Source organism: Streptomyces otsuchiensis (assembly GCF_004305975.1).
GTDB classification, from domain to species: domain Bacteria; phylum Actinomycetota; class Actinomycetes; order Streptomycetales; family Streptomycetaceae; genus Streptomyces; species Streptomyces otsuchiensis.
Genome location: NZ_BHZI01000051.1, coordinates 1 through 24346, shown reverse-complemented (window position 1 = coordinate 24346; position 24346 = coordinate 1). Strand labels below are relative to the sequence as shown.

Genomic DNA, 24346 nt, shown 5'->3' with positions numbered 1-24346 from the left:
ATTCCGGTGCGTCCCGCCCCGGCTCCCCTGCTCAGCCACTCCGTCCTGCGGCGCGGACCGCCGACGGCGCTTGTCCTGACGGCCTGACCGCCCGGCACGACCGCCGGGCCGTCCTCCCACGGCCCCCGACCGCCGGCACACCCCCTCGTGCCCGGCGTCGCAGCGCGACCCCCCACTTTTCGACGGATTCAGACGGAGATCAACGAGCATGAGCAAGCGCAACGCACAGGAAGCAAAGCGCGCCGCACGCGAGCGGCTGCGCGCCGAACGCGAGAAGGAGGCGCGCAAGGAGAAGACCAAGCGGCAGCTGGTCGTCGGCGCCGTCGCCATCGCGGTGCTGGCCGTGGCCGGTTTCGCGGGGATGGCCATCGCCAACATGGGTGGCGGCGGTTCGGACACCGACTGGGGCGTGGTCGAGCGCCAGGTCGCGGGCGAGGCGGAGGAGGGCGACGACACCTACCCGGACGCCGCCCCCGCCAACGCCACCGGTGACGACGGCCTGACCGTCCTGATCGGTGACGACGACGCGCCGCACACCCTCTCCTTCTTCGAGGAGCCGCGCTGCGGTGGCTGCGCCAGCTTCGAGCAGAACATGGGCGAGACCATCAACGCGGGTATCGCCGCCGGCGACTACAACGGCGACTTCACCTTCGGCGCGTTCTTCGACGACAACCCGCAGGTCGGCGGCGACGGCTCCAAGAACGCGATCTCCGCGATGGGCGCCGCGCTGAACGTCAGCGAGGAGGCGTTCCTCGGCTACGTGGAGGAGCTGTACTCCACCGAGTTCCACACCAGCGCCAACGGCCTCCAGGACTTCGACAGCGACGACAAGCTGGTCGAGATCGGCAAGAAGGTCGAGGCGCTGGACGCCGACTTCGCGCAGTTCGAGAAGGACGTCCGCGACTCCACCTTCGCCGTCTGGGCGGTTCAGATGGCGGAGAAGTTCTCCAACTCCGGTGTGGAGTCGACCCCGACCGTCATGGTCGACGGTGAGATGGTGACCACCCCGGAGACCCCGGAGATGCTGCAGGCCGCCATCGAGGCGTCCGCCGCGCAGGGCAACGGCAACGACACCTCCGGCGACGAGGGTGCCGAGGCCGACACCGAGGGCGACACCGAGGACGAGGAGTCCACGGACTGACGCTCTCCCCACAGGACACCGCCGAACGCCGCGGGGGACGGACCGGGTTCCGTTCCCCGCGGCGTTCGCGGTAGGGGCCGGCCACACGGGCCCCGCCACGCACCACAGCGACACGCGCCACAGCGGCACCGCCGGTACCGCCGGTGCCGCACCACGGCAGTACCACCCGTCCCCCCGACCGCCGATCCCCCACCGGAGCACCCATGTTCGAGCGCACGCCCAGCCGGCGACGCCGCCGTACCCTTCTCCTCCCGGCCCTCGCCCTCACCACCGCGGCGACGGTCGCGCTGACCGCGCATCTCGCCACCGCCGGGGGCACCGCCTCCGCGAACACCCCGGACAGCCCGACCGTCTCGGACAGCGCGGACGCCCCGGACGCCCCGGCCGCCCTCGCGCTGCCGCCGGTCGGCGCCGGTTTCGACTATCAGATAGGCGGGGCCTACACCCCCGACGACGCGGTCGAGATCGTGATCCGCGACCACGAGGCCGACCCCGCGCCGGGGCTGTACAACATCTGCTACGTCAACGCCTTCCAGGTGCAGCCGGGAGCCGAGGACGAGTGGGACGACGACCTGCTGCTGCGCGACGCCGACGGCGACGTCGTCTACGACGGTGACTGGGGCGAGGCGGTCCTCGACATCCGCACCGACGACCGCCGCGAGCGCATCGCGCAGCGGGTCGGCACCTGGATGGAGAGCTGCGCCGACCGCGGCTACCAGGCCGTCGAGCCGGACAACTACGACACCTTCTTCCGTTTCGACGACTTGCTGACCGAGGACGACGCGGTCAGCATGATCACGCTGATCAGCGACCGGGCGCACGCGGCCGGGCTGGCGGTGGCGCAGAAGAACGCGGTCGAGCTGGCGGACCGGGCCGAGGAGGCCGGGCTGGACTTCGCCGTGGCGGAGGAGTGCGGGCAGTGGAACGAGTGCGAGGGCTACGCCTCCGTCTTCGATGACCGGGTGCTGGTCGTGGAGTACTCGGAGCAGGGCATGGCGACGGCGTGCGAGGGCTGGGGTGACCGCCTCTCGGTCATCCGGCGCGACCTCGCCGTGAGCCCGCCCGGCCGGGACGGGTACCTGCGCGAGACCTGCTGACCCCCGCAACCGCGACAACAGCGACAACCGCAACAACCGCCGCAACCGGCCCGCCTGCCGGAGCTGTCGGACTCCCGGACCCGTCGCACCCCGCCTTCCGCGCGGGGCGCGGCGGGTCCGCCCGTTCTCGGGTCCCCGTGACGTCGGCCGGAGGCTGCGGGGCCTTACGCTGTCGGCATGGCTGGGGGCGAACGCCCGGGAGAACCGGGCCGGGTGGTGGACGGCCGTTTCGAGCTGCGGCGAAAGCTGGGGCGCGGCGGCATGGGGACGGTCTGGCAGGCGCGCGATCTGCTGCTGGAACGGGATGTGGCGCTCAAGGAGGTCCGCGCGCCGGACGCCGGGCCGCAGTCGGAGGCCGAGGCGGCGGAGACCCGGGACCGGGTGCTCCAGGAGGCGCGGGCGCTGGCACGGATCAGCCACCCCAATGTCGTCACGGTGCACCACGTGGTCGAGGAGCGGCCCTATCCGTGGATCGTGATGGAGCTGCTGCCGGGCCGGACGCTGCAGAGCGTGCTGCGTGCGGAGGGCCGGGTGCCGCCCCGGGAGGCGGCGCGCTACGGGCTGGCGGTGCTCGCGGGGCTGCGCGCGGCGCACGCGGCAGGCGTGCTGCACCGGGACGTGAAGCCGGCCAACGTGCTGTTGCGCGCGGACGGTTCGGCGGTGCTGACGGACTTCGGCATCTCGCTGTCGGCGGGCAGCCCGCACGTCACCCAGGACGGCCGGGTGGCCGGGTCGCCGGAGTACATGGCGCCGGAACGGGTGATGGGCGCGCCGGGCGCGGAGGCGGCTGACCTCTGGTCACTCGGCGTGCTGCTGTTCGCGCTGGTCGAGGGTGCCTCCCCGATGCGGCGGGCGACGCAGCTGGAGACGATCGTCGCCGTGGTCGAGGAGCCGGTACCCGAGGCGGAGCACGCCGGGCCGCTCGGCCCGGTGCTGCGTCGGCTGCTGGTGCGGGACCCGGCGCGACGGGTGGACGCGGAGCGGCTGGACGCGTTGCTGGAGTCGCTGACGGATGCCGGGGACGACACCGCGCCGTCGGTGGTGCGCCGCCCGCCCCCGGCGCCCACCGGGTCCGGTGGCACGCAGGACGACCGGCCACCGGCGCCGGTCGCACTGCCCGGGCCACCCGCGCCGGGCGTGCCGTCCGCGCCGGTCGCCGCGTACGGCTGGCCTCCGGTGGGCTACGGCCCGCAGCCGGCCGCCCCTGGCGGGCCGGGCGGCTCCCCGGGCGGCTTCGGTCCGCCGACCGCACCAGCCTCCTCCGCCGACGCGCCGCACGAGTCCGGCGGGGCGGGCCGCCGAGGCGCTCGGCGGCTGCTCCCGATCGGCCTGGCGGCCGGAGCTGTCGCGGTGGTCGCGGCCGTGGTCGCGACCCTGCTCGTCGGCGGGGGCGACGACGAACTGGCCGCGCCACCGCCCGTTCCGCCCCCCGCGACGGCACCGCCGTCCGAGGAGCCATCGGAAGAACCGGCCGAGGACCCGGCCGACGACCCAGCCGAGGACCTGGACGAAGACCCGGCCGAGGATCCGACCGAGGATCCGGCGGGCGGTCCGACCACCGAGCCGCCCCCGCCCGACGACCCCGCGCAGCCGGGCGGGCAGGACGAGCCGGAGCAGGACGACCCGGCCGATGAGGGCCCCGGCGACACCTGGGTGGCCCAGTTGTTCTCCGAACCGGTCTCCAGCGGTGAGGCGGTGCGTGACCAGCGGCTGGCGGCGGTGCGCGGCGATGTGCCCGACGCCGAGTTCCTGCGCAGCGACGACTTCGCCTCCCTCGTCCCGGGTTACTGGGTGATCTACGTGCCCGGCCCGTTCGCGGACGGCCGGGCGGCCGTCCGGTACTGCGCCGACCGCGGGCGCACCACCGCCAACGAGTGCGTGGGCCGCTTCGTCAGCGACGTCGCGGCCGACCGCGAGCTGGTCTGTCATCCCACCGGCGGCGGCAGCGGACGCTGCGAGAACTAGCTGGAGCGCCGCGCGGTGACCGGGAGGCCGAGAGGCCGGGCATCAGCGAGCGACACACATCAGCCGACGGTCAGGTGACCATCAGGAATCGACTTGGCAATCGAGCCCGCGCGGCCCGCAGCCGCGCCGACGGGGAGACGGGGAGACGGGGAGACGGAACTGCCATCGCGATGGGCGCCGGGCGCGGGGCGGGCTCATCACGGCTGGGAAGACCGGTGACGGGCAGCTTTGGCCTGGTTGCCGCAGGTCTTCATGGAGCACCAGCGACGCCGACGGCCACGGGAGGCGTCGATGAAGAACCAGCCGCACCCGTCGCAGGCGCGCACCCCCTGCGGGGGCGGGTTGAGCGCGAGCGAGATGCCGCTCAGCGCCACGACTGCGAGAGCACCCCGTGGATCATGTGAGCTTGCGGACCCGTCCGGATGTATCGCGAGGTCGGTGACGGAGCGCCGGGCGGTGTCGAGCAAGCCCGCGAAGGCGTCGGCCGGGATCGTGTGACTGTCCCTGTGGGCGTCGAAGACCGTCCACAACTGCGCTCGCAGCGTGCGGGCCTCGGCGAGGGCAGCCTCGGTCGCACCGACGCGGGCGCTGTCCGGGAGCAGGCGTGCGCGGGTGAGCCAGGCGGCAAGTGCGTCGGGGCCGGTGAACAGGTCGGCGCCTGTTTCGGGCCGGCGGCGGTAGACGGTGTTGGCGAAGTCGAGTGCCAGGTCTCCGCCGATGAAGTGGTCCTCGACCCACACGGTGGAGGTCGTCATGGCAGCCGCCGCCTCATGACGGGCCGGTCGCACGTGGTCGGGGCGCCTCCGCGAACCCAGCGGTCCCCGCGCGGTCGAACACGTCGCGAGTGAAGTCGACGAGCAGGCCCGCGACCTCGGCGGCGTGGGTCTCCAACAGGAAGTGTCCGGCGTCGAAGATGTGCGCCTCGAAGGTGGTGAGCTCCTGGTGGTACGCGAGGACTTCGGCGATGTCGAAGGCCGGGTCGTGACGGCCCCACAGCACCATGCACGGCGGTTGGTGGTTGGCGTGGTAGTCGGCGATCTCCCCGAAGCGGGCGACGTGGTTGCGGTAGTCGTGGAAGAACTGGAAGTACACCTCGGTGCTGCCCGGCCGAGACAGACGCTCCCAGTCCAGATGCCACGACTCCGGCGGATGCAGCTCCGCCACCTCCGCCGGCAACCCGGCGAGGTAGGTGTCGCGGGTGCCTTCGAAGGTCAGCCACTGCGGCAGCGCGGCCCTGTTCTCCTCGGTCGGATCGGCCCAGAACCGGCGAGCGGAGTCCCACCCCTCGCCCAAGCCGGCGTCGTGTGCGTTGCCGTTCTGGACCACCAGGCCCAGGACCCGCTCAGGGTGGCGCGTGGCCATGTAGTAGCCCACCGGCGTGCCGTAGTCCGTCACGAACAACACGTATTCGGTCACGCCGAGGTCATCGAGCAGGGCCTCGATCACGCGGGACAGGCCCTCGTAGGTGTACTCGTACTCCTCCACCGGCGGGACGTCGGAGAACCCGAACCCTGGGATGTCCGGCGCGACCACGTAGGCGTGCTCGCCCAGGACCGGAAGCACCTCGCGGAAGGAGGACGACGAACTGGGGGCTCCGTGCAGCAGCACGACCGCGGTCGACGACGGCGTCCCCGCTTCGCGGTAGTGCACCCGCAGCCCCTGCACGTGCCGGTCCCGGTGCCTCGTCCTGGCTGCGCGCTTCACGGCGGAATCCTCCTCGCTCCTTACTGACGATCTCAATCCAAGCGTAACCCCACTGGATGGGTATAACGGTTACTCGCAGAGCTCGTAGCCGGTGCGGGCGGAACGTGGTGGCGCCCCTCACCCACTAGAGAGGAGAGGGAGGCTCACAAGGGGGCTGAAGAATCGCCGGGGTGCTGACGCTCAGCCATTCGGCACTACCCTCAGTGAGCAACGGTCACGCGACCCGAACTGGAGGTGACGAACCAGCGACCCGATCACCCAATCAGGCGTTGGCCGCACTCATCGTCGCGTCAGGCGCCAGCCACAAAGCCCTTGCGCACCGCGTCAATCAGATGGCGGCAGCGGCGGGCAGACCCACGTCGTACACCCATTCCAGCGTGATCAACTGGCTCAACGGCATGACTCCCAGGGCCCCCGTACCTACACTGCTGGCCCGGGTGCTGGAGGAACGGCTGGGCCGTCCGGTACGGCTGACCGAGATGGGCATGGCCGACCCAGTCCGGTCGCCCGCTGCAGCGGCGGAGTTCCCGCGTGACCCTGCCGACGCCTCCCGGGCGGCGGCCGATTCTGGAGAGACATGGACCGCCGATCCATTGGCCGAGCGTTCGCCGTCAGCGCCTACACCCTCCCTTTCACCCGATGGCTCGTACAACCGGCCGCCGCCACCCCGGCCCATGACAGCGGCCGGCGCGTCGGACACCCGGAGCTCACCGCGCTCTGGGCAGCCGCTGAGCAAGCCCGGCAGTGGGACGCTCGGTACGGCGGCGCGAACTGGCGCACGAGCCAGGTCGTGGAGTGCCTGACCACCCGTGCCGCACCGCTGCTCGCCGGTACCTACTCCGCGGAGATCGGGTCCGGATTGTATTCGGCGACCGCAGAACTCTCACGGCTCGCCGGATGGGCGGCATTCGACGCCGGCGAACACAACCTCGCACAAGAGCACTTCGTGACCGCCTTGAGTCTGGCGAGAGCTGGCGGCAACGCCGAGCTGGGCTGCTACATCCTCGGCACGATGGCTCTCCAGACGCTGCGCCGCGGATACCCGTCCGAGGCCATCGACATGGCGCAAGGCGCCGTCGAACGGGCAGGCCGCGACTCCACGCCTCGCGTGCGCGCCTTCGCCCGCCTGATCGAAGCTCGAGCCCACGCCCGGGTCAGCGACGAACGGACAGCCACCCGCGCCCTGTCCGAGTGCGAACGACTACTCGACGAGGCAAGGGAGCGGGGCTCCCCTACGTACATCGCGTACTTCGGAGCCGCCCGCATGGCCAGCGACTCCGTGGAGATCTACCGCGACCTCAAGAAGCCTCACGTCGCGGCCGAGTGGGACGCCCGAGCAACCATGCCTGCGGGGCACACCCGCGCGGTGGGACTGCGGCTGTCCGTCACCGCGACCGCCCACCTCCAAGCCCGCGACCTCGACCAAGGTCTCGCCGTCGGCCGCCGCGCGGTGGACATCCTCGCCGGTGTCGCATCCGCCCGCGCCCGCGAATACGTGGAGGACATCCACACGGCCCTCACCCCCTGGGCGCGAGAACCCCGGGTACAGAGCTGGACGAACCACGCACGGAGCGCTCGGAACGGCGGACCAGGCTGAGGTTTCCCCGAGACACGAGGTGACGTCGGGTACGACCTGATGGCTCGCGAGGGGGCAGCGTGAGCCCCCGATCACTCCCTGTCACTCGTTCGAGCCGAGGCCGCCCTGTTCGCGTACATCGACGGCTTAAGGACCCCACACCCACCCGACCAGCCGAAACGCGTCTCCCGCGCACCGGAGAGGGAACCTCACTCGTCCAGCTCGGCCAGGAACGCGAGCGACAGTCGCCAGGCGCTCTCGGCCGCCTCTGCGTCATGGTCGGGCAGTTCCGGGTCGGTGAAGAGGTGCCCGGCGCCCGCGTAGCGGAAGACCTCGACGTCGGCGCCCGCGCGCCGCAGGTTGAGGTACCAGGCCGACAGCCAGTCGTGCGGCTCGAACGGGTCGGGGTCGGCCACGTGGAGCTGGACGGGCAGCTCGTCCACGGCGGCGTCCTCCGCGATGTCGGAGGTGCCGTGGAGCAGCAGCAGGCCCCGGGCGCGGGTGTCACCGAGCGCGATGGTCTGGGCGAGCGCGGCGCCGAGCGAGAACCCGGCGTAGACGGGACCGGGCGCACCGTCCGCCGCGCCCTCGGTCAGCCGGGCGGAGGCGGCGACGGCACGGCGCAGCAGCTCGTCGTGGCCGATCGCGTCCGCGATCTCCCGCGCCTCCTCGACCGTCTGTGAGATGCGTCCCTCGTAGAGGTCCGGCACCTCCACCCGGTGACCGGCGGAGCGCAGCCGTTCGGCCGCCTCGTTGACGGCCGGGCGCAGCCCGTAGACGGAGTGGAGCAGCAGAACGTCGGCCATGGTGGTGGTCGCTCCCGGGGGCTCGATGGGGTGGGCAGCGTCATCCTGCCAGTTAGCCTTGCGCAGGATGTCCGGGAGGACCGCCACGCGAGGCCCGACAACGGACCGGCCAGGGTCCGGACGGAGGAGTGACCAACCATGCAGGACGTGCTGCGGCCGGTGCTCGTAATCGGCGGCACCATCGCCGTCACCTTGATCGTCGGCTGGATCATCGACCGGGCGCTGCACGCCGCCACGACGCGGAAGCCGCAGAACCGGCTGCCGGAGCTGCTGCGGCGCTGCCAGCTGCCGCTCCAGGTGCTGATGGGGTCGGGGGCCGTCCAGCTCACCTACGACCTGTCGGAGCTCAACACCCCCCAGGACCGGGTGATCCTGAGCGTGCTGGCGACGCTCACCACCGCCTCGGCCGCCTGGCTGGCGATACGGGTGGCGGGGGCGCTGGCCGAGAACTCCCTGGCCACCTACGCCTCCCGGACCGAGGACGTGGCGCGGGTGCGGCAGTTCCGCACCCAGCTGGCCATGCTGCGGCGCATCGTCACCACCGTGCTGGCGCTGGTCGCGGCGGCCGTGGCGATGCTGATCGTCTTCCCGGGGATGCGGGCGCTGGGCGCCTCGTTGCTGGCCTCCGCCGGTGTGATCGGCATCATCGCCGGTGTGGCCGCCCAGTCGATGCTGGGCAACCTGTTCGCCGGCCTGCAGATCGCCTTCGGCGACTCGGTCAAGATCGGTGACACCGTGGTGGTCGAGGGCGAGTGGGGCACGGTCGAGGAGATCTCGCTGGCCTTCCTGACCGTCCGCATCTGGGACGACCGCCGGCTGACCATGCCGATCTCGTACTTCAACAACCAGCCCTACGAGAACTGGTCGAAGGGCGGGCACGAGATCACCGGCACCGTCTTCTTCCATCTGGACCACGCGGCCCCGGTCAAGGAGATGCGCGCCCACCTGCACGAGTTCCTGCTGGGGCGCAAGGACTGGGACGGCCGCGCCTGGGGTCTGCTGATCACCGACACCACGCCGACCACGATCGAGGTGCGGGCGTCGATGTCGGCGCAGAACGCCGACGACGTGTGGACGGTGCGCTGCGCCGTGCGCGAGGAGATGATCAACTGGCTGCGGGAGAACCACCCCTACGCGTTCCCCCGGGTGGCCACCTCCCCGGCGGCGGTGCCGCCGTCGTCCGGGACGCCGGAGGGCTGACCGCCCCCGCGCCGCCCGCCGCACCAGCCGATCTACCGCCCGACGCACCGCCCGACGCCCGGCCGCCCGCCACGTACCGCGGCCTGGTGACCGCCAGGGCAGTGGTCGGTGGCAGGGTGAGCCGGGCCGAGGCGTCGAGTTCGAGCCGGATGACGCCGCCCCGGTGCTCGGCGAAGGTCACGGTCGTCTGCCTCCCGCCCAGGGACAGGAAGTCACCGATGCGGACCTCTTCGGCCCGCATGTCCAGCGTGAGGGCCCGTGGGCCGGGTACCTGCCGACCCCTCATGACTCACCGGCAGCGGTGGCACCGGCGCGGGAGCCGGGAGCGACCTCGTGCGCACCCTCCGCGTCGCGACGGAGCGTGCGCAGCGCGAGGTTGAGCGCCTGGACGTCGGCCACCGGCAGGGCGCCGATGTGCACCAGGTAGCCGGTCCGGCGGCACCCGACGCACGGGTCGTGGATGTCGATGTCGTCCAGGCGCACCCCGAGCGCCCTGATGTGGTTGAACAACTCCCGGGCGTCCGCTTCCGCCTCCTCCCGGTCGGAGTTGGCGAAGCTGATCTCCTCGTCGTACATGACGGGTTCTCCTGTCGTGGGTGTCTGGTCGTGCTGTCGGTCGTGGGAGGGGTCAGGCCGTGCGGATCAGCCGGAGGCCACTGCGGCCGGTGAGGGCGACGCGGCGGCGGACCGGCCGGGCGGAGAGCGAGTAGAAGACCTCGACCTCGCCGAGCCCGCAGATCCGGTCGGGGCCACGGGTGTTCACGCTCACCGGCCGCCCGGCCGCCAACGCGTCGGCCTGCAACCGCTGGTACGCCGTGTCCTCCGCCCACTCGCGGAACGTCCGGGCGGGTTCGTGCCCGGCCGGCTGCGCCGGTTCCAGGACGGCGGGCGCGAACGGCCCGGCGAACGGTTCGGGGTCGAGCGCCACCGCGACGCGCCACGCCTGTTCGCGCATCCAGCCCACCGCTTCCTGCGGCGTGGGCGACCAGCGGCCACCGAGGTGCCACTCGCCCCCGGCGTCGGGGCTGCGGACGACGGTCTCCGCCCAGAAGCCGTCCAGCGCGTCCGGCTCGGTCATGATCCGTCCGCCCGGCGGCAACGGCACTCGTGGCGCTGCGGGCCGTGCGGACTGGGCGCCGTCGGCCGGAGCCCGTCCAGATGCGCGTCGATCTCACGGTTCAACACCGCCGAGACGGCCAACAGTTCATCGGTCGTGGGCGTTGTCTCGCCCGGCGGGGCGGGCGGCTGCCCGTCGGACTCCGGCTCCGCGCGCCCCTCGCTACCTGTGCTCACACCAGCTCCCTCCACTTTCTGTGCTGATTCACTCACAGCCTGCTGCCGATATGGCTACGCTGCCTAGTGGGAAATGGCTGACATCAGCGGTTTCAGAGTGGGGAGTTCAGGACATGCAGGAACGCGCGTACCGCACACCACGACAGAAGTACGGAGACGAACTACGCAGGCGGCGGATCGCCGCCGGGATGACCCAGGAGGCGCTGAGCGCCATCGTGGTCTGCTCGCCGACGCTCATCAGTCACTTCGAGGCGGGCCGCAGGCTGCCCAACCCGGACGACGCCAAACGCATCGACCAGGCACTCAAGACCGACGGCTGGTTCGCCCGCTGGCTGGAGGACCTGGAACGCCGCTACGCGGACCACTTCCTCGAAGCCGCCGAGCTGGAGCAACTGGCCGAAGAAATCCGGCAGTTCGGCGCAATGCTGGTCCCCGGGCTCCTCCAGACGCCCGAGTACGCACGCGAGATCTTCGTCACCGGCTGCCCAAACCCCATGGCCGAAGCCATTGACGAGAGAGTGGTCAATCGGATGACCCGGGCAGCGCTGCTTGAGGACCCGGCTTCGCCGGTAATCTGGACACTGCTCGACGAGGCCGCGATCCGGCGCCCCGTCGGCGGGCCCGTGGTGATGGCGCGGCAGCTGGAAAAGGTCGCCGCCCTGGCCGAGGCGGGACGGCTGCGGTTGCACCTCCTTCCGTTCGCCGTCGGTTCACACGCGCTGTTGGAGGGGATGGTCTCGATGATGAGCTTCTCCGACGGAGCACCCATGGCCTACACGGAGGGCGTACTCAACGGGCGTCTCATCGATGACCCCGCACAGGTCACCCGGTGCCAGTCGTTGTACGACCTGGCGCTGAGCGACGCACTCCCGCACCAAGAATCCGTAGCCCTCCTCAGGGCTGTTGCGAAGGAATACACCGATGACGCATGAGCAGCGCGCATTCGACACGATCACCCTCCCGCACTGGATCAAGTCCAGCTACAGCGGCACCAGTAACGGCGACTGCGTTGAGTTCGCCCGCAACCTCGGCAGCGTCGTCCCCGTCCGGGACTCCAAGAACACCACCGGCCCCGTACTGACCTTCCACGACACCCACTGGACCGACTTCGTCACGGCCCTCACCACCGACGACCTCACCGCCTGAGCGAAGCACCCAAGAGGGCGGGGCCCACACGGCCCCGCCCCCTGGCCCTCATCGCGACACTCCCGCACCGCGAAGCGAAGGAGTACCCCGATGACACACCGGCAGCCCGCCCTCCCCCGCTGGATCAAGTCCAGCTACAGCGGCGGCAGCAACGGCAATTGCTTGGAGTTCGCGCGCAACCTCGGCAGCGTCGTCCCCGTCCGGGACTCCAAGAACACCACCGGCCCGGTACTGACCTTCCGCGACACCCACTGGGCCGACTTCCTCACGGCCCTCACCACCAACGACCTCACCACCTGAGCGAGCCAACGGCGCGTCCGGCCGACCATCACGCCCAGGCGGCGGCGACCGCCCCGGCCGCAGGCCCGTTCGCGGTGCCGGTGTCGCTCAGTTCCGACGTCAGGTGCGCGGAGAGAGCGCGGAGGAAGCCGGGCGCGTCGAAGACAGCTCCGGCGGAGGCGACGCCCACGGCCGTGGTGCCTCCCATCAGGATGCGCTGGACTGCTTCAACCACGAGCGGCGCGGTCACGGCGTAGATGTCCTGGCCGCGCGCCACCGCGCGCCGTTCCTCTCCGCCGGAGCGCACGACGACGTCGACGAGGAACGTCTGCGCCGACCGCCCGCGCGTGTCCACCGAGGTCGGCGCCGGGGTGTCCGGGGACGCCACATCGCGGGCCGCCTCAGCCGTCATATAGGTGCAGACCTCGGGTATGGACAGGTGGCTCGGAACGGTCACGACATCGGTCATCGTGAACTCCCCCACCACCTTCCGGGCGCTCAGCGGCTCGGGGAACGGCCAGGTCATGGTCGGCGCCGCGTCGTCGCGGTACTCCAGCCGGGCGTTGCGGTAGCGGAGCCGCCGGCCGTCCCTGCGCTGCCGGGAGACCGCTCCGGCGACACGGGTCCCCGGTGTGGGGTTCCAGCTGTCCAGCCCGTAGGCGATGTGCGCCTCGTCGGCCTGCTCCCAGTCGTCCATCGCGGCGGTGACCAGCAGATCGCCCAGACCGCCGAAGAAGGCCATCGCGGGGATGACCAGCGAACCCGCGGCCTGGGCGCGCTCCCCGAAGCGCGCGAAGGTGTCGAGGTTGGCCTCGATCTCGGCCGCCACGTCCACGTACGGGATGCGGGCACGCAACGCCGCCTCGATCACAGGGGCGGCCGTCGTGGCGAAGGGCCCGGCGCAGTTGATCACGGCGTCCACGCCGGAGAGCGCGCGGTCCAGCGAGGCCGCGTCCTCTACCGACGCCGCCCTGGCCTCGACTCCCGGACGGGATTTCGCGAACGTCCGCAGCTTCTCCTCGTCGCGCCCCGACAGCAGCGGGACGATCCCGCGGTCCTGCAACTCCGCCACCACGAAGCGCCCGGTGTGCCCGTAGGCGCCGAACACCGCCACTGTGTGACCTGCGTTCATCAGTTCTCCCGACGTACTCGAACGATCGACCGTGCACATCCTGGCCGGGGCCACCGACCGGCACGAGTGTCCGGAACGACGTCACCCGTACACTTTCCGACATGACCACCGTCGCGCTGGCCGTCACGGACGGGATGCTGCATTTCGAACTGTCCATGGCGTACGAGGTCTTCGGCGCCGACATGTCCGGCGTGGCCGACACCTGGTACGACCTCGCGGTCTGCGGTCCGGGCCCCGCGCGCGTCGGCCGGTTCCGCCTGGAGCCGGACGGCGGATGGGACCTGCTCACCCGCGCCCGGACGGTGATCGTCCCCGGCTGGGCCGACACCGACGCGAACCCGCCCGCCGACCTGGTCGACGCCGTCCGCACCGCACACGAGCGCGGCGCACGCGTGGCCTCCCTGTGCACCGGCGCGTTCGTGCTCGCCGCCGCCGGCCTGCTGGACGGCCGCCGCGCCACGACCCACTGGGCGCACACCCGGGCACTGGCCGACCGTCACCCACGGGTGGCGGTCGACCCCGACGTGCTCTACGTCGACAACGGCAGCGTGCTCACCTCCGCGGGCAAGGCCGCCGCCATGGACCTGTGCCTGCACCTGGTCCGCCTCGACCACGGCTCGGCCGTCGCCAACACGATGGCCCGGCGCCTGGTGGTGCCCCCGCACCGGGCGGGCGGCCAGGCCCAGTTCGTCACCGCCCCCGTGCCCGCCCGGGACGACCACCCACTCGGCGAACTACTGCCGTGGGTGATAGAACGACTCGACCGTTCGCTGACCGTCGAGGACCTCGCCCGCCGGGCCAACATGAGCTCCCGCAACCTGGCACGCCACTTCCGGTCCGCGACCGGCACCACTCCGCTGCGCTGGCTGCTAACCCAGCGGATCCGGCGCGCCCAGGAACTCCTGGAGACGACCGGCGACAGCGTCGAGTCCATCGCGGCGGCCACCGGCATGGGCACCGCGACCACCCTCCGGCGGCACTTCAACACCACCGTCGGCGTCCCCCCGGACACCTACCGCCGCACCTTCCGCAGCACCCACCCCACCACTCGCTGACCGGCGCCCCCTCGGCCGCTGGCGGAACTCCCCCGCGACGGCTCCGGCTTGTCGACCCCCGCGACGCGGTCGCCGCACCGGATGTCTAGACTTCCCCGCCGGCGCCGCGCAGCCCGCCCGTTCACAGACCCGGGGGCGTGCATGACTCCAAGGGGGGGTTGATGGACGACACATCGCGGGACAAGCTCATGCGACAGCTGCCGGTCCTGCTGGGATTCGTGTGCGGCACGACAACAGTGGCCACAATCGGCGCACTGCTGGTGTTGATCTTCTGGGGCGACCCCGGCCAACGGTCGTGGCTGTTGATGACGTGCCTCGGCGTGGCTGGCGCCGGTGTCATCGCGCTGCTGGCCTTCCGGCTCCGCGCACCTCGTCTGACGCTGGACGAGGTGTTCCGGCACGTACTCGACCGGCCCGCGGTGGAGGGGTACACCCCGGGGCCTTCTCCTCCTCTTCCGGCCACGCTCCCGAGAGAGCGGCGGAGGTGGGCCCATGCCCTGTGCTATCTGGGCGTGGCCTCTTGGTCCGTCAGCGGCTTCTTCCTCCTGTCCATGGCCGACCACGCGCCTCCGGAGGAGACGCGGGAGCTCAGAGCAGCCGGCGCGGTGGTGGAGACACTGCCCATCGTGAACGAGTACCTCGTCGACCGGAAAACCTTCGACACTTCGCGCAAACACCGGACGTTGTACACACAGGAGCTTGAGGTCCGGCTCCCCGAGCCGGTCGGCCGGGTCGACACCATTGGGGTCCGGATCACGTCCTACAGCCGTTACTCGGCCGGGGAATCGATACGCGTCCTCTACGCACCCACCGATCTCAGCCTCGACGCCTACGCGGGACCGCGCAACAGGAACGATCTGGCCGGGTTCACCGAAGGGAGCGCCGGGGACCTGGATCGCATCCTGGCCGGCCGAGCCCTCTCGGCCACGCAGCTCTCCTTCGGCGGACTGGCCTGGCTGGGGACCGCAGCGGTTGCCACGTGGCTTTCCTGTCGCCCTCGCTCGTATCCCGCGACCATGCGGCTGAGAGGTGCCCGCGCGCTGCGCGGCGTCTTTCGCTCCGGCCGGATCGAGGCGAACGGCGCCGCTGTCGCGTTCAGCTGGCTGGACCCTCCCGCGACCGCGGTCGGCCCGGCCCTGGAGGGCCGACCGGTGTGGCTCTGCTGGGACCCACGGCGAACGCGGAGATATAGGACACAGGGCAAGGGCCGTCCAGTGATCTCCTACACGGCCTGCCCTGCGGTAGTGATCTTTGACAGCGGCCACGCCGTCTACGGCGAGATGACGGTTCTGGAACCTCATCGTGTCGACCAGCTGGGCATGGAGGTCGACGGGGACCGCGTTCCGCTGGACGCCTCACGCCGGGTCCGCATCTGGACTCCGCGAAAGATCTGGCCGCTGACGCTGAAAGCCCGGCATCTCTGGGGCTATACGGTTGCCCTGGTGGCGAGCGGCATCCTCTTCAGCCCGCTGGTCGGCGGCTTCTACCTCCGCTTGGCCATCGCCGCCTGCGGGGCCCTGGCCCTGTCCGTCCAGTTGGGCTTTCGCTTCCCCGCCCACCCGCGGCCGGGATACGAGTAGCCACTGCCACCACAGTAGCGATCCGCTTACGCTCCGACCATGATCAAGCCCCGCGGCTGTCAACAACGCTCGTGATCAATACACCTATCGCACGGCGTGCGCGCGGACGAACGCGCGGGAGCCGACAGTCACAATCTTGCGGATGTGGTCGGAGTCGGCGGTGGCGGGGTCAGGCTGGTCGTTGTAGGCGAGCAGCAGGGTCGGTGCGGCCAGGTGGTGGGAGGCGGTGTGCGGATCATCGGTGTCGAGAAGGCCGGCTGCGGTGAAGTGGGCGATGCGTCCGGCGAGTGCCTCCTCGGCAGACACGGTCATGACGTCGTCCCTACTGCCGGGATGCTGCCATCGCCACTGGGAAACGAGGGCGAACGCGGCGGTGTACTCCGCTGACCCCACGAGCGCTTGCCCGACTTCGATGACCAGCGCGGTGATCGCGTCGTGGAGCCCACCGACCGTGGTCAGGGCCCCGTCCAGTGGCAGATGCCGCTCCAGAGCGTCGTGGACCAGGCCGTTCATCGACTCGGAGCGTCGGACAGGATCGCCCCGAACAAGCGGTCCTTGTCGCCGAAGTAGTCGTAGACGGTGCGCTTGGAGACGCCTACCCGGGCCGCCACGGCGTCCATGCTCACGGCGTCCACTCCTTGGCGTGAGAAGAGTCCACGCGCCCCGGACCAACGCCCGGCGACGCGCTCCAGAGCCGGCTCGAGCACGCCACGAACGGCCACTTCTCCGACGTTGACGGCGCGCTACTACTCGGCCGCGCCCAGCCCCTTCAACGCCAACGGCAACGGCTCGTCTCCAGCGGAACCCTGGCCCGCCACACCATCGCCGCCAAGACGTACTGGGCCACGGGCAAGCAAGGACTGCGAGACGCACGCGATCGATACGCGGCTCGAAGGCAAGAACGTCCCGGTAACCCGCCGTGGCCTGGCGCGGCACCGCTGCACTACAGGAGTAAATTAGAGGAGTCGCGCGTTGACCGTGACAGAGCCGCGCAGCTCGGCGCGGCGCACAGCCCGGCACCGTCGCGTCCGACGGCGCCGGAAGCGGACAAGGAGCCGGAACGTGGAACTCAAGGACTACAAGATCATCGTCACCGGCAGTGCGCGCGGCATGGGCGCGGCCACCGTGCGGGCGTACGTCGCCGCCGGTGCACAGGTCGTCGGAATGGACGTGGCACGCGAACTGGGCGAGCAGGTCGCGGCGGACGCCACCGAGAACGGTCCCGGCACGGCGACCTTCCTCACCGCCGACATCGCCGACGCCGACTCGGTGAACCACGCCTTCGACGCCGCCGCCCAGGCACTCGGCGGCCTGGACGTGCTCGCTCACCCGGCGGCCATCCAGCGCTCCGGCGACGCCGCGTCCGTCACCGTCGACGACTGGGACCTGATGATGGCGGTCAACGTGCGCGGCACCATGCTCACCAACCAGGCGGCACACCGCCTGATGGCGCCGAAGAAGCGCGGGTCGATCATCAACTTCGGCTCGGTCTCGGGGCTGCGCTCCGAGCCCGTCGCCCCGGCCTACTCCGCCTCCAAGGGCGCCGTGCACTCCTGGACCCGCACGGCCGCCGGAGCGTGGGGCGCCGACGGCGTCCGCGTCAACGCGATCCTCCCCGCCATCGCCACCCCCATGTACGACGAGGCCATCGCCCGCCTGGACGAGGAGGGAAGGACGGCCCACTTCTGGCAGAACGAGCAGTCCATCGCGCTCGGCCAGAAGTACGGCGACCCCGACCATGACCTCGGCCCCGTCATGGTCTTCCTCGCCTCCGAGGCATCACGTTTCATCACCGGGCAGTTGATCCCCGTCGACGGTGGGCAGACCTCCGTACGATGAACGCCGACCGGGGGAACGTTCCTGCGGTCCGCTCCCCCGGAAGGAAGACGATGCCCGGTTCTCCCGACGCTCCAGCGGCCCGGCGCGGGAGCGCACAGGCAGCGGACCGCGCCGAACCGCGCGCCGTCCGGACCCGCGAACGCCTCCAGCGCGCCCTCCTCGACTCGCTCGCCGAGCAACCACTGGAGACGCTGACCGTCGCCCAGCTCTGCCGCCGCGCCGGCGTCCACCGCGTCACCTTCTACGGCCACTGGCCGGACATCCGGACCCTGGCGGCCCAGGTCTTCGCCGAGTCCGTCGACCGCCTCGCGCGGGTCCCGCACGAGGTCATCACCACGGCCACCGGGTCCACCGAACTGGCCGCCGCCTACGAACACGCCCTGCGCGACCAGTTGCGGGAGATACTCGACCAACGCGCCGTCTACCGCACCCTCTTCTCCTCCGACGTGGACGCCGGCTTCCACCGCCGCCTCGTCGCCGCCCAGCGCGAACGCGCCCAGGCGGCGATCGAGGAACTGACCCGGCTCGGCGTCGCCGCACCCGGCGCGGGCACCGGCTACGCCGCCGCCTACCTCGCGGGCGGCACCGTGGCCGGCTTCGAGGCATGGGCACTCAGCGAGGACACCGACATCGAAGCCACGGCCACCGCCCTCACCGCCCAACTCCCCCACTGGTGGCCCCGCTGAACCGGCACGGGACGCCACCCGGGACACGCCGCCGCCCAGCTCCCACGACGCGAAGGGACCCGGCCACGAAGGCCGGGTCCCGACAAGCCCGCCGTGCGGGGCTGTCACTACGACTGCCGCGTCACCACTGGTACTGAACGCCGGTCGAGCAGGACGGCGACCCCGCGTAGGTGCCCAGACTCCCCCCGTAGTTCGCCGATGATCCGTCGAACGTCGCCTCGATCGAGTACATCCCGGCACCGCAGGTCACATACCCGGAGAACCCGGTCGAGTAGGCACCCGACGAGTAGCTGAGGCCTCCGTCCACCCCGGGAGTGCCCACACCCACGCGGGCGTAGGGGCCCGAGCCCTGGCCGTCCCACGTGTAACCACCGCCGAGGCAGGCGAAGTAGCAGCCCCCGCCACCCGCGCTCATCGAGTCCAGCCCGGTCGGATCGATCCGGTTGACGGGTCGCCCTCGGCGTAGAGATACGGGTTGCGCTCGATACCCGAGGGGTCGGGCTGGGTGAACCGGCCGATCCGCGGGTCGTAGTAGCGGGCGGAGAGATGATAGAGGCCGGTCGCGTCTTGGTAGCCCCCGGCGAAACCGTACGGCTGGTCGATCTCCACACTGCTGCCGCTCCGCGTGACGCCACGCGGGCTGTAGCTGTAGGAGTTGAGCATCGACCCGGACTCGTCCATCACGCCGACGACGGAGCCGACCGCGTCGGTGACGTAGTAATGGCTCTCACCGTCGCGGGTGAAGGAGTTGAGCGTGCCGCCCGGTTCGCGGACGAAGCCGGTGTCGGTCTCGTCCGTCGTCGTGGCCGACAGCCCCAACGGCCCGTGGTGGAACAGGGTGTCGCCGAGCCGGACGCGCTCGGACTGGTCCGTGGAGGCGTACTCGCCGGTGAACTCCTCACCCGCGACGGTGACTCCGGTCAGCTGGGAGAACGGCGACCACTCGCCGTCTGTGCGCGTGGTGGCCTCGGTCGGAGCGGCGGCCGTCTCGTTGCCGGCCTGGTCGTAGGCCCAGCCGTCGCTGTCGCCGTTCTTGCCCGTGATCTGCGAGGCGGCGTTGACGTCGTAGGTCGTGCCGCGCGGGCAGCCCTCCAGGATGCCCTGCGAGGTCAGGTTCCCGGCGGCGTCGTAGCAGTACTGCCAGGACTCCACCAGCTCGCCGCCGTCGCGCTCCGCCGCGTAGGAGAACCGCCCGGCGCTGTCGTAGCTGTAGCTGGTGACATGCCCGGTCAGCTCGTCGGTGCGGGTCCGGACCTTCGTCCCGTCCAGCGACTCCCCGCCAGCCACGTACGCGTAGCTGTACGACAGTTCGGCGTACAGCGCCTTACCCACGGTGGCGGTGATCAGGGTGGGGCGACCGGAGTCGTCCAACTCGACCTCCTGCGTGAGGCCGTTGGGGTAGACGGTCTCGGTGCGGGCGTCGTTGTTGTTGTAGTCGTAGGTGGTCTCGCCGCCGTCGGGGTCGGTGAGGGCGGTGAGCCGACCCGCGTCGTCCCAGGTGTACTCGGTGGTACCGGCGGGATCGGTGTAGCTCTCGACATTGCCGTCGGCCGTATAGGTCAGGACGGTCTGCGAACCGTTCTGCAGGGTGCGGACCGTCTCGCGGGAGAGCGGGTCGAAGGCGTAGGTGATGGTGCCGGTGCCGTCGGTGCGGGAGGTGATGTTGCCGTCACCGTCGTAGCTGTACTCGACGGTCAGCTCCTCGGCGGAGACCTCGGTGACCCGGTCACGCTCGTCGTAGCTGTAGGTGGTCTCCACCCCGCGGCCGTCGGTCACGGTGACCGGACGCCCGAGATCGTCATAGGTGTAGGTGGTGGCGCCGACCGGCCCCGGCGGTGCGGCCTCGACCAGGTTGCCCTCGTCGTCGTAGGTGAACTCGGTCGTCTCGCCGTTGGCGTCCTCCACCGTGCAGCGCTGCCCCTCGAAGCCGCCGCACTCCGGATCGGCCGGGTTGTAGCTGTAGCTGCGGGTACCGCCACCCGAGCCGGTGACCGCGACCGACAGGGTGTTGCCGGCCGCGTCGTACTCGAAGTCCGCCTGCTCCCCGTCCGGCATGGTGATGCTGCCGGGAAGATCCGCGCCCGCGATGGTCTGGTAGCCGGTCAGCGCCGACGTCGCGCCGGTCGGCAACTCGGAGGAGGTCATGTTGTTCCGGGCGTCCCAGCCGTAGGCCGTGACGTTGCCCGGGCTCTCCGACCCCGCACCCATCGCGTCGGTCGCGGTGGTGACGTTGTGCGCCTCGTACGTCTGCGAACGCGACTTGCCCAGCGGATCGGTGACCTCGTCGACCTCGCCGTCCTCGTTCACGTCGTAGACGGTCTCGTGGCCCAGCGGATCGGCCACCGTCGTCGTGCCTTCCCAGCCCGCGTACTCCGCCGAGTAGGAATAGGTGAACGTCGGGCCGGTGTGACCGTCGCCGCCGAACTCCGTGGCCCGCGTCATCGAGGTGACCCGGCTCTGACCGTCGTAGGTGAACACCGTGACCCGGCCCTCCGGCGTGGTCACCTCCACCAGCCGGCCGTCGCCGTCGTAGCCGAAGCCGGTCTCCGCGCCCTCGGTGTCCGTCGTCGAGACGACGTTGCCGTCACCGTCCACCTCGTACACGACGGTGCGGTCCGAGTGGTCGCTCGCCTCCCAGCGGGAGTCGTCCACCTGGGCCAGCTCCAGCCAGCGGCCCGACCGCTCCTCGGTCAGCGTAAAGCCCTCCTCACCCGACTCGCCTGACTCGCCCGCCCGCTCGACGGTGATCGTGCCGCCGTTGCGTTCGGTCACCTCCGTCAGGGCGCCCTGCGCGCTGTACTCCTCCTTGGCACCTGACTTGCGGTCCGTCAAGGTGAAGGAGCCGTCGTCGTTCTCGGCCAGGTCCTTGCTGTACCCGTCGGGGGTGATCAGCGCGTCGTCGTCGCGCTCGAACTCCACCGCCGCGCCGGTCTCGTCGTACACGATCACGGAGTCGGCGAACTGAGTCGACAGATAGCGCTCGTAACCCTGCCACCACGGCGCGGACACCATGCCCGACGGCGCGTCGAAGGAGTTGTAGGTGCGGGTGAGCTGGAGGTTCTGGCCCACCCCGGCCACGTCGAAGTCAGTGGCGGCCAGCATCAGGTTGCCGTTGGAGACGTTGATCCGCACCACCAGCGAGTCCGTGATCCGCACATCCGAGATCTGATGCCACGGGATCGCGCCCTGCCCCCGCGGCACATAGGCCAGTGCGGAGGCGCCCTCCCTCGCCGCCTCGGCCGGCGGTTCCTCGACCGGCACGCTCTCCGGCGCCTCGGTCGTACCCACCGCGACCGGCGGCACCGCGGCGTCACCACCCTTACCCCACGCCGAACCGCCACCGGGATCGGCGGCAGCCACGGAAGTGGCAGCGGCGGCGGGCAGAACCCCGGCCACAACCACCACAGTGGCAAGCGCGGCGACGACACCGCGTCGCATCGTTCTCGTTCTCCGGACACGCCGAACCGGCGCGCCGACAGCGCTCGATCGCAAGATTCCCCCACGGAATGCGTTCGGACGGCCCCACTGACCGTCACAGCAATTGCATGCTGCCATGCGATCACACGACACCATCCGGCCAATTCCCGAGAACGTGCAGGCCACACCGACCAGAACGCGCCGTTCCCGCGACCTCCGCTATACCGGCCCACATACCGGTATGAACCATCCCGCGCCGAGCGCGCGGCGTGCCCTGACGAGCCGGTACACGCGCACGATCACGCGATGCTGCCACGATCCGCGCGGGCGGAGCGTCCTATTCCGCCCTAGTCCCCCGATGCCGCGCCGTTATCGCTCCCCGCCTTGACCACGGTGCGCGGCCCCCACAGCGGCCACGGTCGGTTGCCGTGTGTGACGCCCGCTGGCTAGCGTGTGCTGGTCGTATTACTTGTTCAACGGGGGTTGTCGGTCGTGGGGCGTTCGTCTGACTGGTCGGTGTTGGGGTTGTCGTCGGATCCGACGCCGGGTGATCCGGAGCGGATCAAGCGGTTGGCGGAGCGTCTGGAGACCTTCGCCGACGACGCCGCCGAAGCGCTCTCAACGATCCGGGGCATGGTCGAGTCCGACTCCCTCGCCACCTTCGTCGGGCTGACGGCGGATGCGTTCAAGGAACGCTTCGAGAAGGTCCCGCCGAACCTGACCAAGCTCCACACCTCCTACGATCTCGCGGCTGCGGCGTTGGCGACGTACTGGCCGAAGCTGGAGGACGCCCAGCGCGATGCCGACCGGGCGCTGACCGACGGCGAGTCCGCCGCGACCGAACTCGCCACCGCCCAGTCCGCGCTCGCCACCGCCGTCTCTGAGCTGGAGGATGCCGAGGAGGCAGCGGAAGACCCGGACGAGGACGAGGTCCGGAACGGTGTCCGCGAAGCCCTGCGGACCGCTACCTCCGCGCACGAGGGCGCCGAGGCCGCGGTCGTCTCGGCCGAGTCCGCCCTCACCGCCGCGAAGGCCCTGGCCGGTCAGGCGAAGGAAGCACGCGAGAGCGCCGCCGAGATCTGCGCCGCGTCGTTGGAAGAAGCCTCGGAAGCGGGCATCCAGAACAAGAAGTGGTGGCAGAAGGCCGTCGACTGGGTGGTCGACAACTGGGACACCATCGTCGCCATCGCCAAAGTCGTCGTCGCCGTCCTCGGCATCGTCGTCATGATCATCGGCGGCCCGCTCGCCTGGGTCGTCCTCGCCGCCGCCCTCATCGTCCTCGCGGACACACTCATCGACTACGCCAACGGGAACGCGTCGTTGTGGGATGTCGGGTTCGCGATGCTGGACTGCATCCCGGGGTTCAAGGGTGTGACGAGTCTGGCGGGGCTGGCTGGTGGGGTGAAGAAGTACGTCACCAACTTCAAGAACCTCCCCGCGATGTACAACAAGGAGGGCATCCGGGGGATCGGGAAGGTGTTGATCGGGGACCCGATCGACATCGCGACCGGTGAGATGACCCTGCGGAACACCGACCTCACCCTCCCCGGCATCCTCCCCCTCACGATCGAGCGTGAGCATCTCTCCGACTACCGCTACGGCCGCTGGTTCGGCCGCTCCTGGGCCTCGACCTTCGACCAGCGCCTGGTCCTGGACCAGTTCGGCGCGGACTACTACGCCGATGACGGATGCGGCTGCACTACCCCATCCCCAAACCCGAATACGGGGCGCCGGTGGAGCCTGTGTCCGGGCCGCGCTGGGGGCTGTCCTGGGACGGGGCCGGCGGCGGCACCATGACCATCCACCAGCGCGAGAGCGGCCGGACGTTGCACTTCGCCCCGGTCCCCGGCCGGCGCGGTTCGGAGTTGCCGATCGTCGCGATCACGGACCGCAACAACAACCGCATCGACTTCCACTTCACGCCAGACGGCGACCCGTCGGAGTTGGTCCACTCCGGCGGCTACCGCGTCGGGATCGCCGTCTACGACGGCCGGATCACCGCGCTGACCCTCCTCTCCGACCCCGACCAGCCCGTCATCCGCACCTACGACTACGACCGGGCCGGAAACCTCAACCGGGTCTACAACTCCTCCGGCCTCCCCCTGTGCTTCGAGTACGACGCCCAGCGGCGGATGACCCGCTGGGAAGACCGCAACAACACCTGGTACTCCTACGCATACGACCAAGCGGGCCGGTGTGTCTTCACCACCGGCACCGGCAGGGCGCTGGAATACCGCTACGACTACCAGCCCGACCAGCTCCGCACGACGGCGACGAACAGCCTGGGTCATGCGACGACGTACCAGATGAACGACGCCTGGCAGGTCATCGCCGAGACCGACCCGCTCGGCCACACCACCCGCAAGACCTGGGACGAGTACAACCGTCCCCTCACCGTCACCGACCCCCTCGGCCGCACCACCCGCTACC

22 protein-coding genes and 2 pseudogenes are annotated in these 24346 nt (G+C 70.8%); 14 read left to right on the top strand and 10 right to left on the bottom strand.

Going from position 1 to position 24346, the window contains the following annotated elements:
- Positions 1-208 precede the first annotated feature (208 nt).
- From E0D90_RS07505 to E0D90_RS07495, 3 genes are all read left to right on the top strand, one after another.
- Entirely contained in the window at positions 209-1141 is a 933-nt protein-coding gene (locus E0D90_RS07505; RefSeq protein ID WP_130797091.1) for a thioredoxin domain-containing protein, read from the top strand.
- 203 nt (positions 1142-1344) lie between these two features.
- On the top strand, positions 1345-2238 hold the full coding sequence (locus tag E0D90_RS07500; RefSeq protein ID WP_130797090.1) for an endo alpha-1,4 polygalactosaminidase: 894 nt from the start codon (positions 1345-1347) through the stop codon (positions 2236-2238).
- Positions 2239-2415: 177 nt separating this feature from the next.
- Positions 2416-4203 carry a serine/threonine-protein kinase gene (locus E0D90_RS07495; protein ID WP_130797089.1) on the top strand — a complete coding sequence of 596 codons (1788 nt, stop codon included), beginning with the start codon at positions 2416-2418 and terminating at the stop codon, positions 4201-4203.
- Between the two features lie 197 nt (positions 4204-4400).
- Here the strand turns inward: E0D90_RS07495 and E0D90_RS07490 are convergent, their stop codons facing one another.
- A complete protein-coding gene (locus tag E0D90_RS07490; protein ID WP_103502721.1) occupies positions 4401-4958 on the bottom strand; it encodes a CGNR zinc finger domain-containing protein in 558 nt (185 codons plus the stop codon).
- A 13-nt stretch (positions 4959-4971) separates the two neighbouring features.
- On the bottom strand, positions 4972-5907 hold the full coding sequence (locus E0D90_RS07485; RefSeq protein WP_130797088.1) for an alpha/beta fold hydrolase: 936 nt from the start codon (positions 5905-5907) through the stop codon (positions 4972-4974).
- A 170-nt stretch (positions 5908-6077) separates the two neighbouring features.
- On the opposite strand from E0D90_RS07485, the pseudogene E0D90_RS07480 reads away from it, so the two are divergent.
- Positions 6078-7504 (top strand): annotated as a pseudogene (locus tag E0D90_RS07480) (NsdA family TPR-like regulatory protein).
- A gap of 188 nt (positions 7505-7692) precedes the next feature.
- Here E0D90_RS07480 and E0D90_RS07475 read toward each other — a convergent pair.
- A complete protein-coding gene (locus tag E0D90_RS07475; RefSeq protein ID WP_130797087.1) occupies positions 7693-8289 on the bottom strand; it encodes a dienelactone hydrolase family protein in 597 nt (198 codons plus the stop codon).
- 138 nt (positions 8290-8427) lie between these two features.
- Here E0D90_RS07475 and E0D90_RS07470 point away from each other — a divergent pair, with 138 nt between their 5' ends.
- The gene (locus tag E0D90_RS07470; RefSeq protein WP_130797086.1) at positions 8428-9489 is read left to right on the top strand and encodes a mechanosensitive ion channel family protein; all 1062 of its coding nucleotides are present in this window, start codon (positions 8428-8430) and stop codon (positions 9487-9489) included.
- Between the two features lie 282 nt (positions 9490-9771).
- On the opposite strand, the gene E0D90_RS07465 is transcribed toward E0D90_RS07470, so the two are convergent.
- The gene (locus tag E0D90_RS07465; protein ID WP_130797085.1) at positions 9772-10065 is read right to left on the bottom strand and encodes a hypothetical protein; all 294 of its coding nucleotides are present in this window, start codon (positions 10063-10065) and stop codon (positions 9772-9774) included.
- A 52-nt stretch (positions 10066-10117) separates the two neighbouring features.
- A complete protein-coding gene (locus E0D90_RS07460) occupies positions 10118-10567 on the bottom strand; it encodes a hypothetical protein (protein ID WP_130797084.1) in 450 nt (149 codons plus the stop codon).
- Positions 10568-10895: 328 nt separating this feature from the next.
- Between E0D90_RS07460 and E0D90_RS07455 the strand changes: the two genes are divergently transcribed.
- The 3 genes from E0D90_RS07455 (at position 10896) to E0D90_RS07445 (ending at position 12228) form a co-directional block, all read left to right on the top strand.
- Positions 10896-11714 carry a helix-turn-helix domain-containing protein gene (locus tag E0D90_RS07455; protein ID WP_130797083.1) on the top strand — a complete coding sequence of 273 codons (819 nt, stop codon included), beginning with the start codon at positions 10896-10898 and terminating at the stop codon, positions 11712-11714.
- Positions 11704-11928, top strand: a complete 225-nt coding sequence (locus E0D90_RS07450; protein WP_130797082.1) for a DUF397 domain-containing protein — start codon at positions 11704-11706, stop codon at positions 11926-11928. Before E0D90_RS07455 ends, E0D90_RS07450 begins: the two co-directional genes overlap by 11 nt.
- Positions 11929-12018: 90 nt before the next feature.
- Positions 12019-12228, top strand: coding sequence for a DUF397 domain-containing protein (locus tag E0D90_RS07445; protein WP_130797081.1), 210 nt, complete (start codon positions 12019-12021; stop codon positions 12226-12228).
- A gap of 28 nt (positions 12229-12256) precedes the next feature.
- On the opposite strand, the gene E0D90_RS07440 is transcribed toward E0D90_RS07445, so the two are convergent.
- On the bottom strand, positions 12257-13339 hold the full coding sequence (locus E0D90_RS07440) for a saccharopine dehydrogenase family protein (RefSeq protein WP_130797080.1): 1083 nt from the start codon (positions 13337-13339) through the stop codon (positions 12257-12259).
- 101 nt (positions 13340-13440) lie between these two features.
- Between E0D90_RS07440 and E0D90_RS07435 the strand changes: the two genes are divergently transcribed.
- Together E0D90_RS07435 and E0D90_RS07430 are read left to right on the top strand one after the other, a co-directional pair.
- Positions 13441-14394, top strand: coding sequence for a helix-turn-helix domain-containing protein (locus E0D90_RS07435; RefSeq protein ID WP_130797079.1), 954 nt, complete (start codon positions 13441-13443; stop codon positions 14392-14394).
- Positions 14395-14555: 161 nt separating this feature from the next.
- Positions 14556-15974, top strand: a complete 1419-nt coding sequence (locus tag E0D90_RS07430) for a hypothetical protein (RefSeq protein ID WP_130797078.1) — start codon at positions 14556-14558, stop codon at positions 15972-15974.
- Between the two features lie 84 nt (positions 15975-16058).
- On the opposite strand, the gene E0D90_RS07425 is transcribed toward E0D90_RS07430, so the two are convergent.
- Entirely contained in the window at positions 16059-16487 is a 429-nt protein-coding gene (locus E0D90_RS07425; protein WP_130797077.1) for a TetR family transcriptional regulator C-terminal domain-containing protein, read from the bottom strand.
- Positions 16484-16594 (bottom strand): helix-turn-helix domain-containing protein, encoded by a 111-nt coding sequence (locus E0D90_RS28275; protein WP_130797092.1) that lies wholly within the window; start codon positions 16592-16594, stop codon positions 16484-16486. Before E0D90_RS28275 ends, E0D90_RS07425 begins: the two co-directional genes overlap by 4 nt.
- Positions 16595-17036: 442 nt before the next feature.
- Here E0D90_RS28275 and E0D90_RS07415 point away from each other — a divergent pair, with 442 nt between their 5' ends.
- Entirely contained in the window at positions 17037-17813 is a 777-nt protein-coding gene (locus tag E0D90_RS07415) for an SDR family NAD(P)-dependent oxidoreductase (RefSeq protein ID WP_130797076.1), read from the top strand.
- Between the two features lie 50 nt (positions 17814-17863).
- Entirely contained in the window at positions 17864-18499 is a 636-nt protein-coding gene (locus E0D90_RS27670; protein ID WP_130797075.1) for a TetR/AcrR family transcriptional regulator, read from the top strand.
- Positions 18500-18620: 121 nt separating this feature from the next.
- On the opposite strand, the gene E0D90_RS27665 is transcribed toward E0D90_RS27670, so the two are convergent.
- Entirely contained in the window at positions 18621-18914 is a 294-nt protein-coding gene (locus E0D90_RS27665) for a hypothetical protein (RefSeq protein ID WP_227870061.1), read from the bottom strand.
- Positions 18911-21895, bottom strand: a complete 2985-nt coding sequence (locus E0D90_RS07405) for an RHS repeat-associated core domain-containing protein (protein WP_307721131.1) — start codon at positions 21893-21895, stop codon at positions 18911-18913. The genes E0D90_RS27665 and E0D90_RS07405 overlap by 4 nt, the downstream gene beginning before the upstream one ends.
- 474 nt (positions 21896-22369) lie before the next feature.
- Here E0D90_RS07405 and E0D90_RS07400 point away from each other — a divergent pair, with 474 nt between their 5' ends.
- On the top strand, positions 22370-23713 hold the full coding sequence (locus E0D90_RS07400) for a DUF6531 domain-containing protein (RefSeq protein WP_369008418.1): 1344 nt from the start codon (positions 22370-22372) through the stop codon (positions 23711-23713).
- Positions 23710-24346 (top strand): annotated as a pseudogene (locus E0D90_RS07395) (DUF6531 domain-containing protein); the annotation flags it as partial. The gene E0D90_RS07400 and the pseudogene E0D90_RS07395, both read left to right, overlap by 4 nt.

Coding starts and splice junctions, on each gene's coding strand:
- E0D90_RS07495 (WP_130797089.1), top strand. CDS start 2,416: ATGGCTGGGGGCGAACGCCCGGGAGAACCGGGCCGGGTGGTGGACGGC.
- E0D90_RS07470 (WP_130797086.1), top strand. CDS start 8,428: ATGCAGGACGTGCTGCGGCCGGTGCTCGTAATCGGCGGCACCATCGCC.
- E0D90_RS07450 (WP_130797082.1), top strand. CDS start 11,704: ATGACGCATGAGCAGCGCGCATTCGACACGATCACCCTCCCGCACTGG.
- E0D90_RS07465 (WP_130797085.1), bottom strand. CDS start 10,065: ATGTACGACGAGGAGATCAGCTTCGCCAACTCCGACCGGGAGGAGGCG.
- E0D90_RS27665 (WP_227870061.1), bottom strand. CDS start 18,914: ATGAGCGCGGGTGGCGGGGGCTGCTACTTCGCCTGCCTCGGCGGTGGT.
- E0D90_RS07435 (WP_130797079.1), top strand. CDS start 13,441: ATGACCACCGTCGCGCTGGCCGTCACGGACGGGATGCTGCATTTCGAA.
- E0D90_RS07490 (WP_103502721.1), bottom strand. CDS start 4,958: ATGACGACCTCCACCGTGTGGGTCGAGGACCACTTCATCGGCGGAGAC.
- E0D90_RS07505 (WP_130797091.1), top strand. CDS start 209: ATGAGCAAGCGCAACGCACAGGAAGCAAAGCGCGCCGCACGCGAGCGG.
- E0D90_RS07430 (WP_130797078.1), top strand. CDS start 14,556: ATGGACGACACATCGCGGGACAAGCTCATGCGACAGCTGCCGGTCCTG.
- E0D90_RS07460 (WP_130797084.1), bottom strand. CDS start 10,567: ATGACCGAGCCGGACGCGCTGGACGGCTTCTGGGCGGAGACCGTCGTC.
- E0D90_RS07440 (WP_130797080.1), bottom strand. CDS start 13,339: ATGAACGCAGGTCACACAGTGGCGGTGTTCGGCGCCTACGGGCACACC.
- E0D90_RS07500 (WP_130797090.1), top strand. CDS start 1,345: ATGTTCGAGCGCACGCCCAGCCGGCGACGCCGCCGTACCCTTCTCCTC.
- E0D90_RS07425 (WP_130797077.1), bottom strand. CDS start 16,487: ATGAACGGCCTGGTCCACGACGCTCTGGAGCGGCATCTGCCACTGGAC.
- E0D90_RS27670 (WP_130797075.1), top strand. CDS start 17,864: ATGCCCGGTTCTCCCGACGCTCCAGCGGCCCGGCGCGGGAGCGCACAG.
- E0D90_RS07455 (WP_130797083.1), top strand. CDS start 10,896: ATGCAGGAACGCGCGTACCGCACACCACGACAGAAGTACGGAGACGAA.
- E0D90_RS28275 (WP_130797092.1), bottom strand. CDS start 16,594: ATGGACGCCGTGGCGGCCCGGGTAGGCGTCTCCAAGCGCACCGTCTAC.
- E0D90_RS07475 (WP_130797087.1), bottom strand. CDS start 8,289: ATGGCCGACGTTCTGCTGCTCCACTCCGTCTACGGGCTGCGCCCGGCC.
- E0D90_RS07445 (WP_130797081.1), top strand. CDS start 12,019: ATGACACACCGGCAGCCCGCCCTCCCCCGCTGGATCAAGTCCAGCTAC.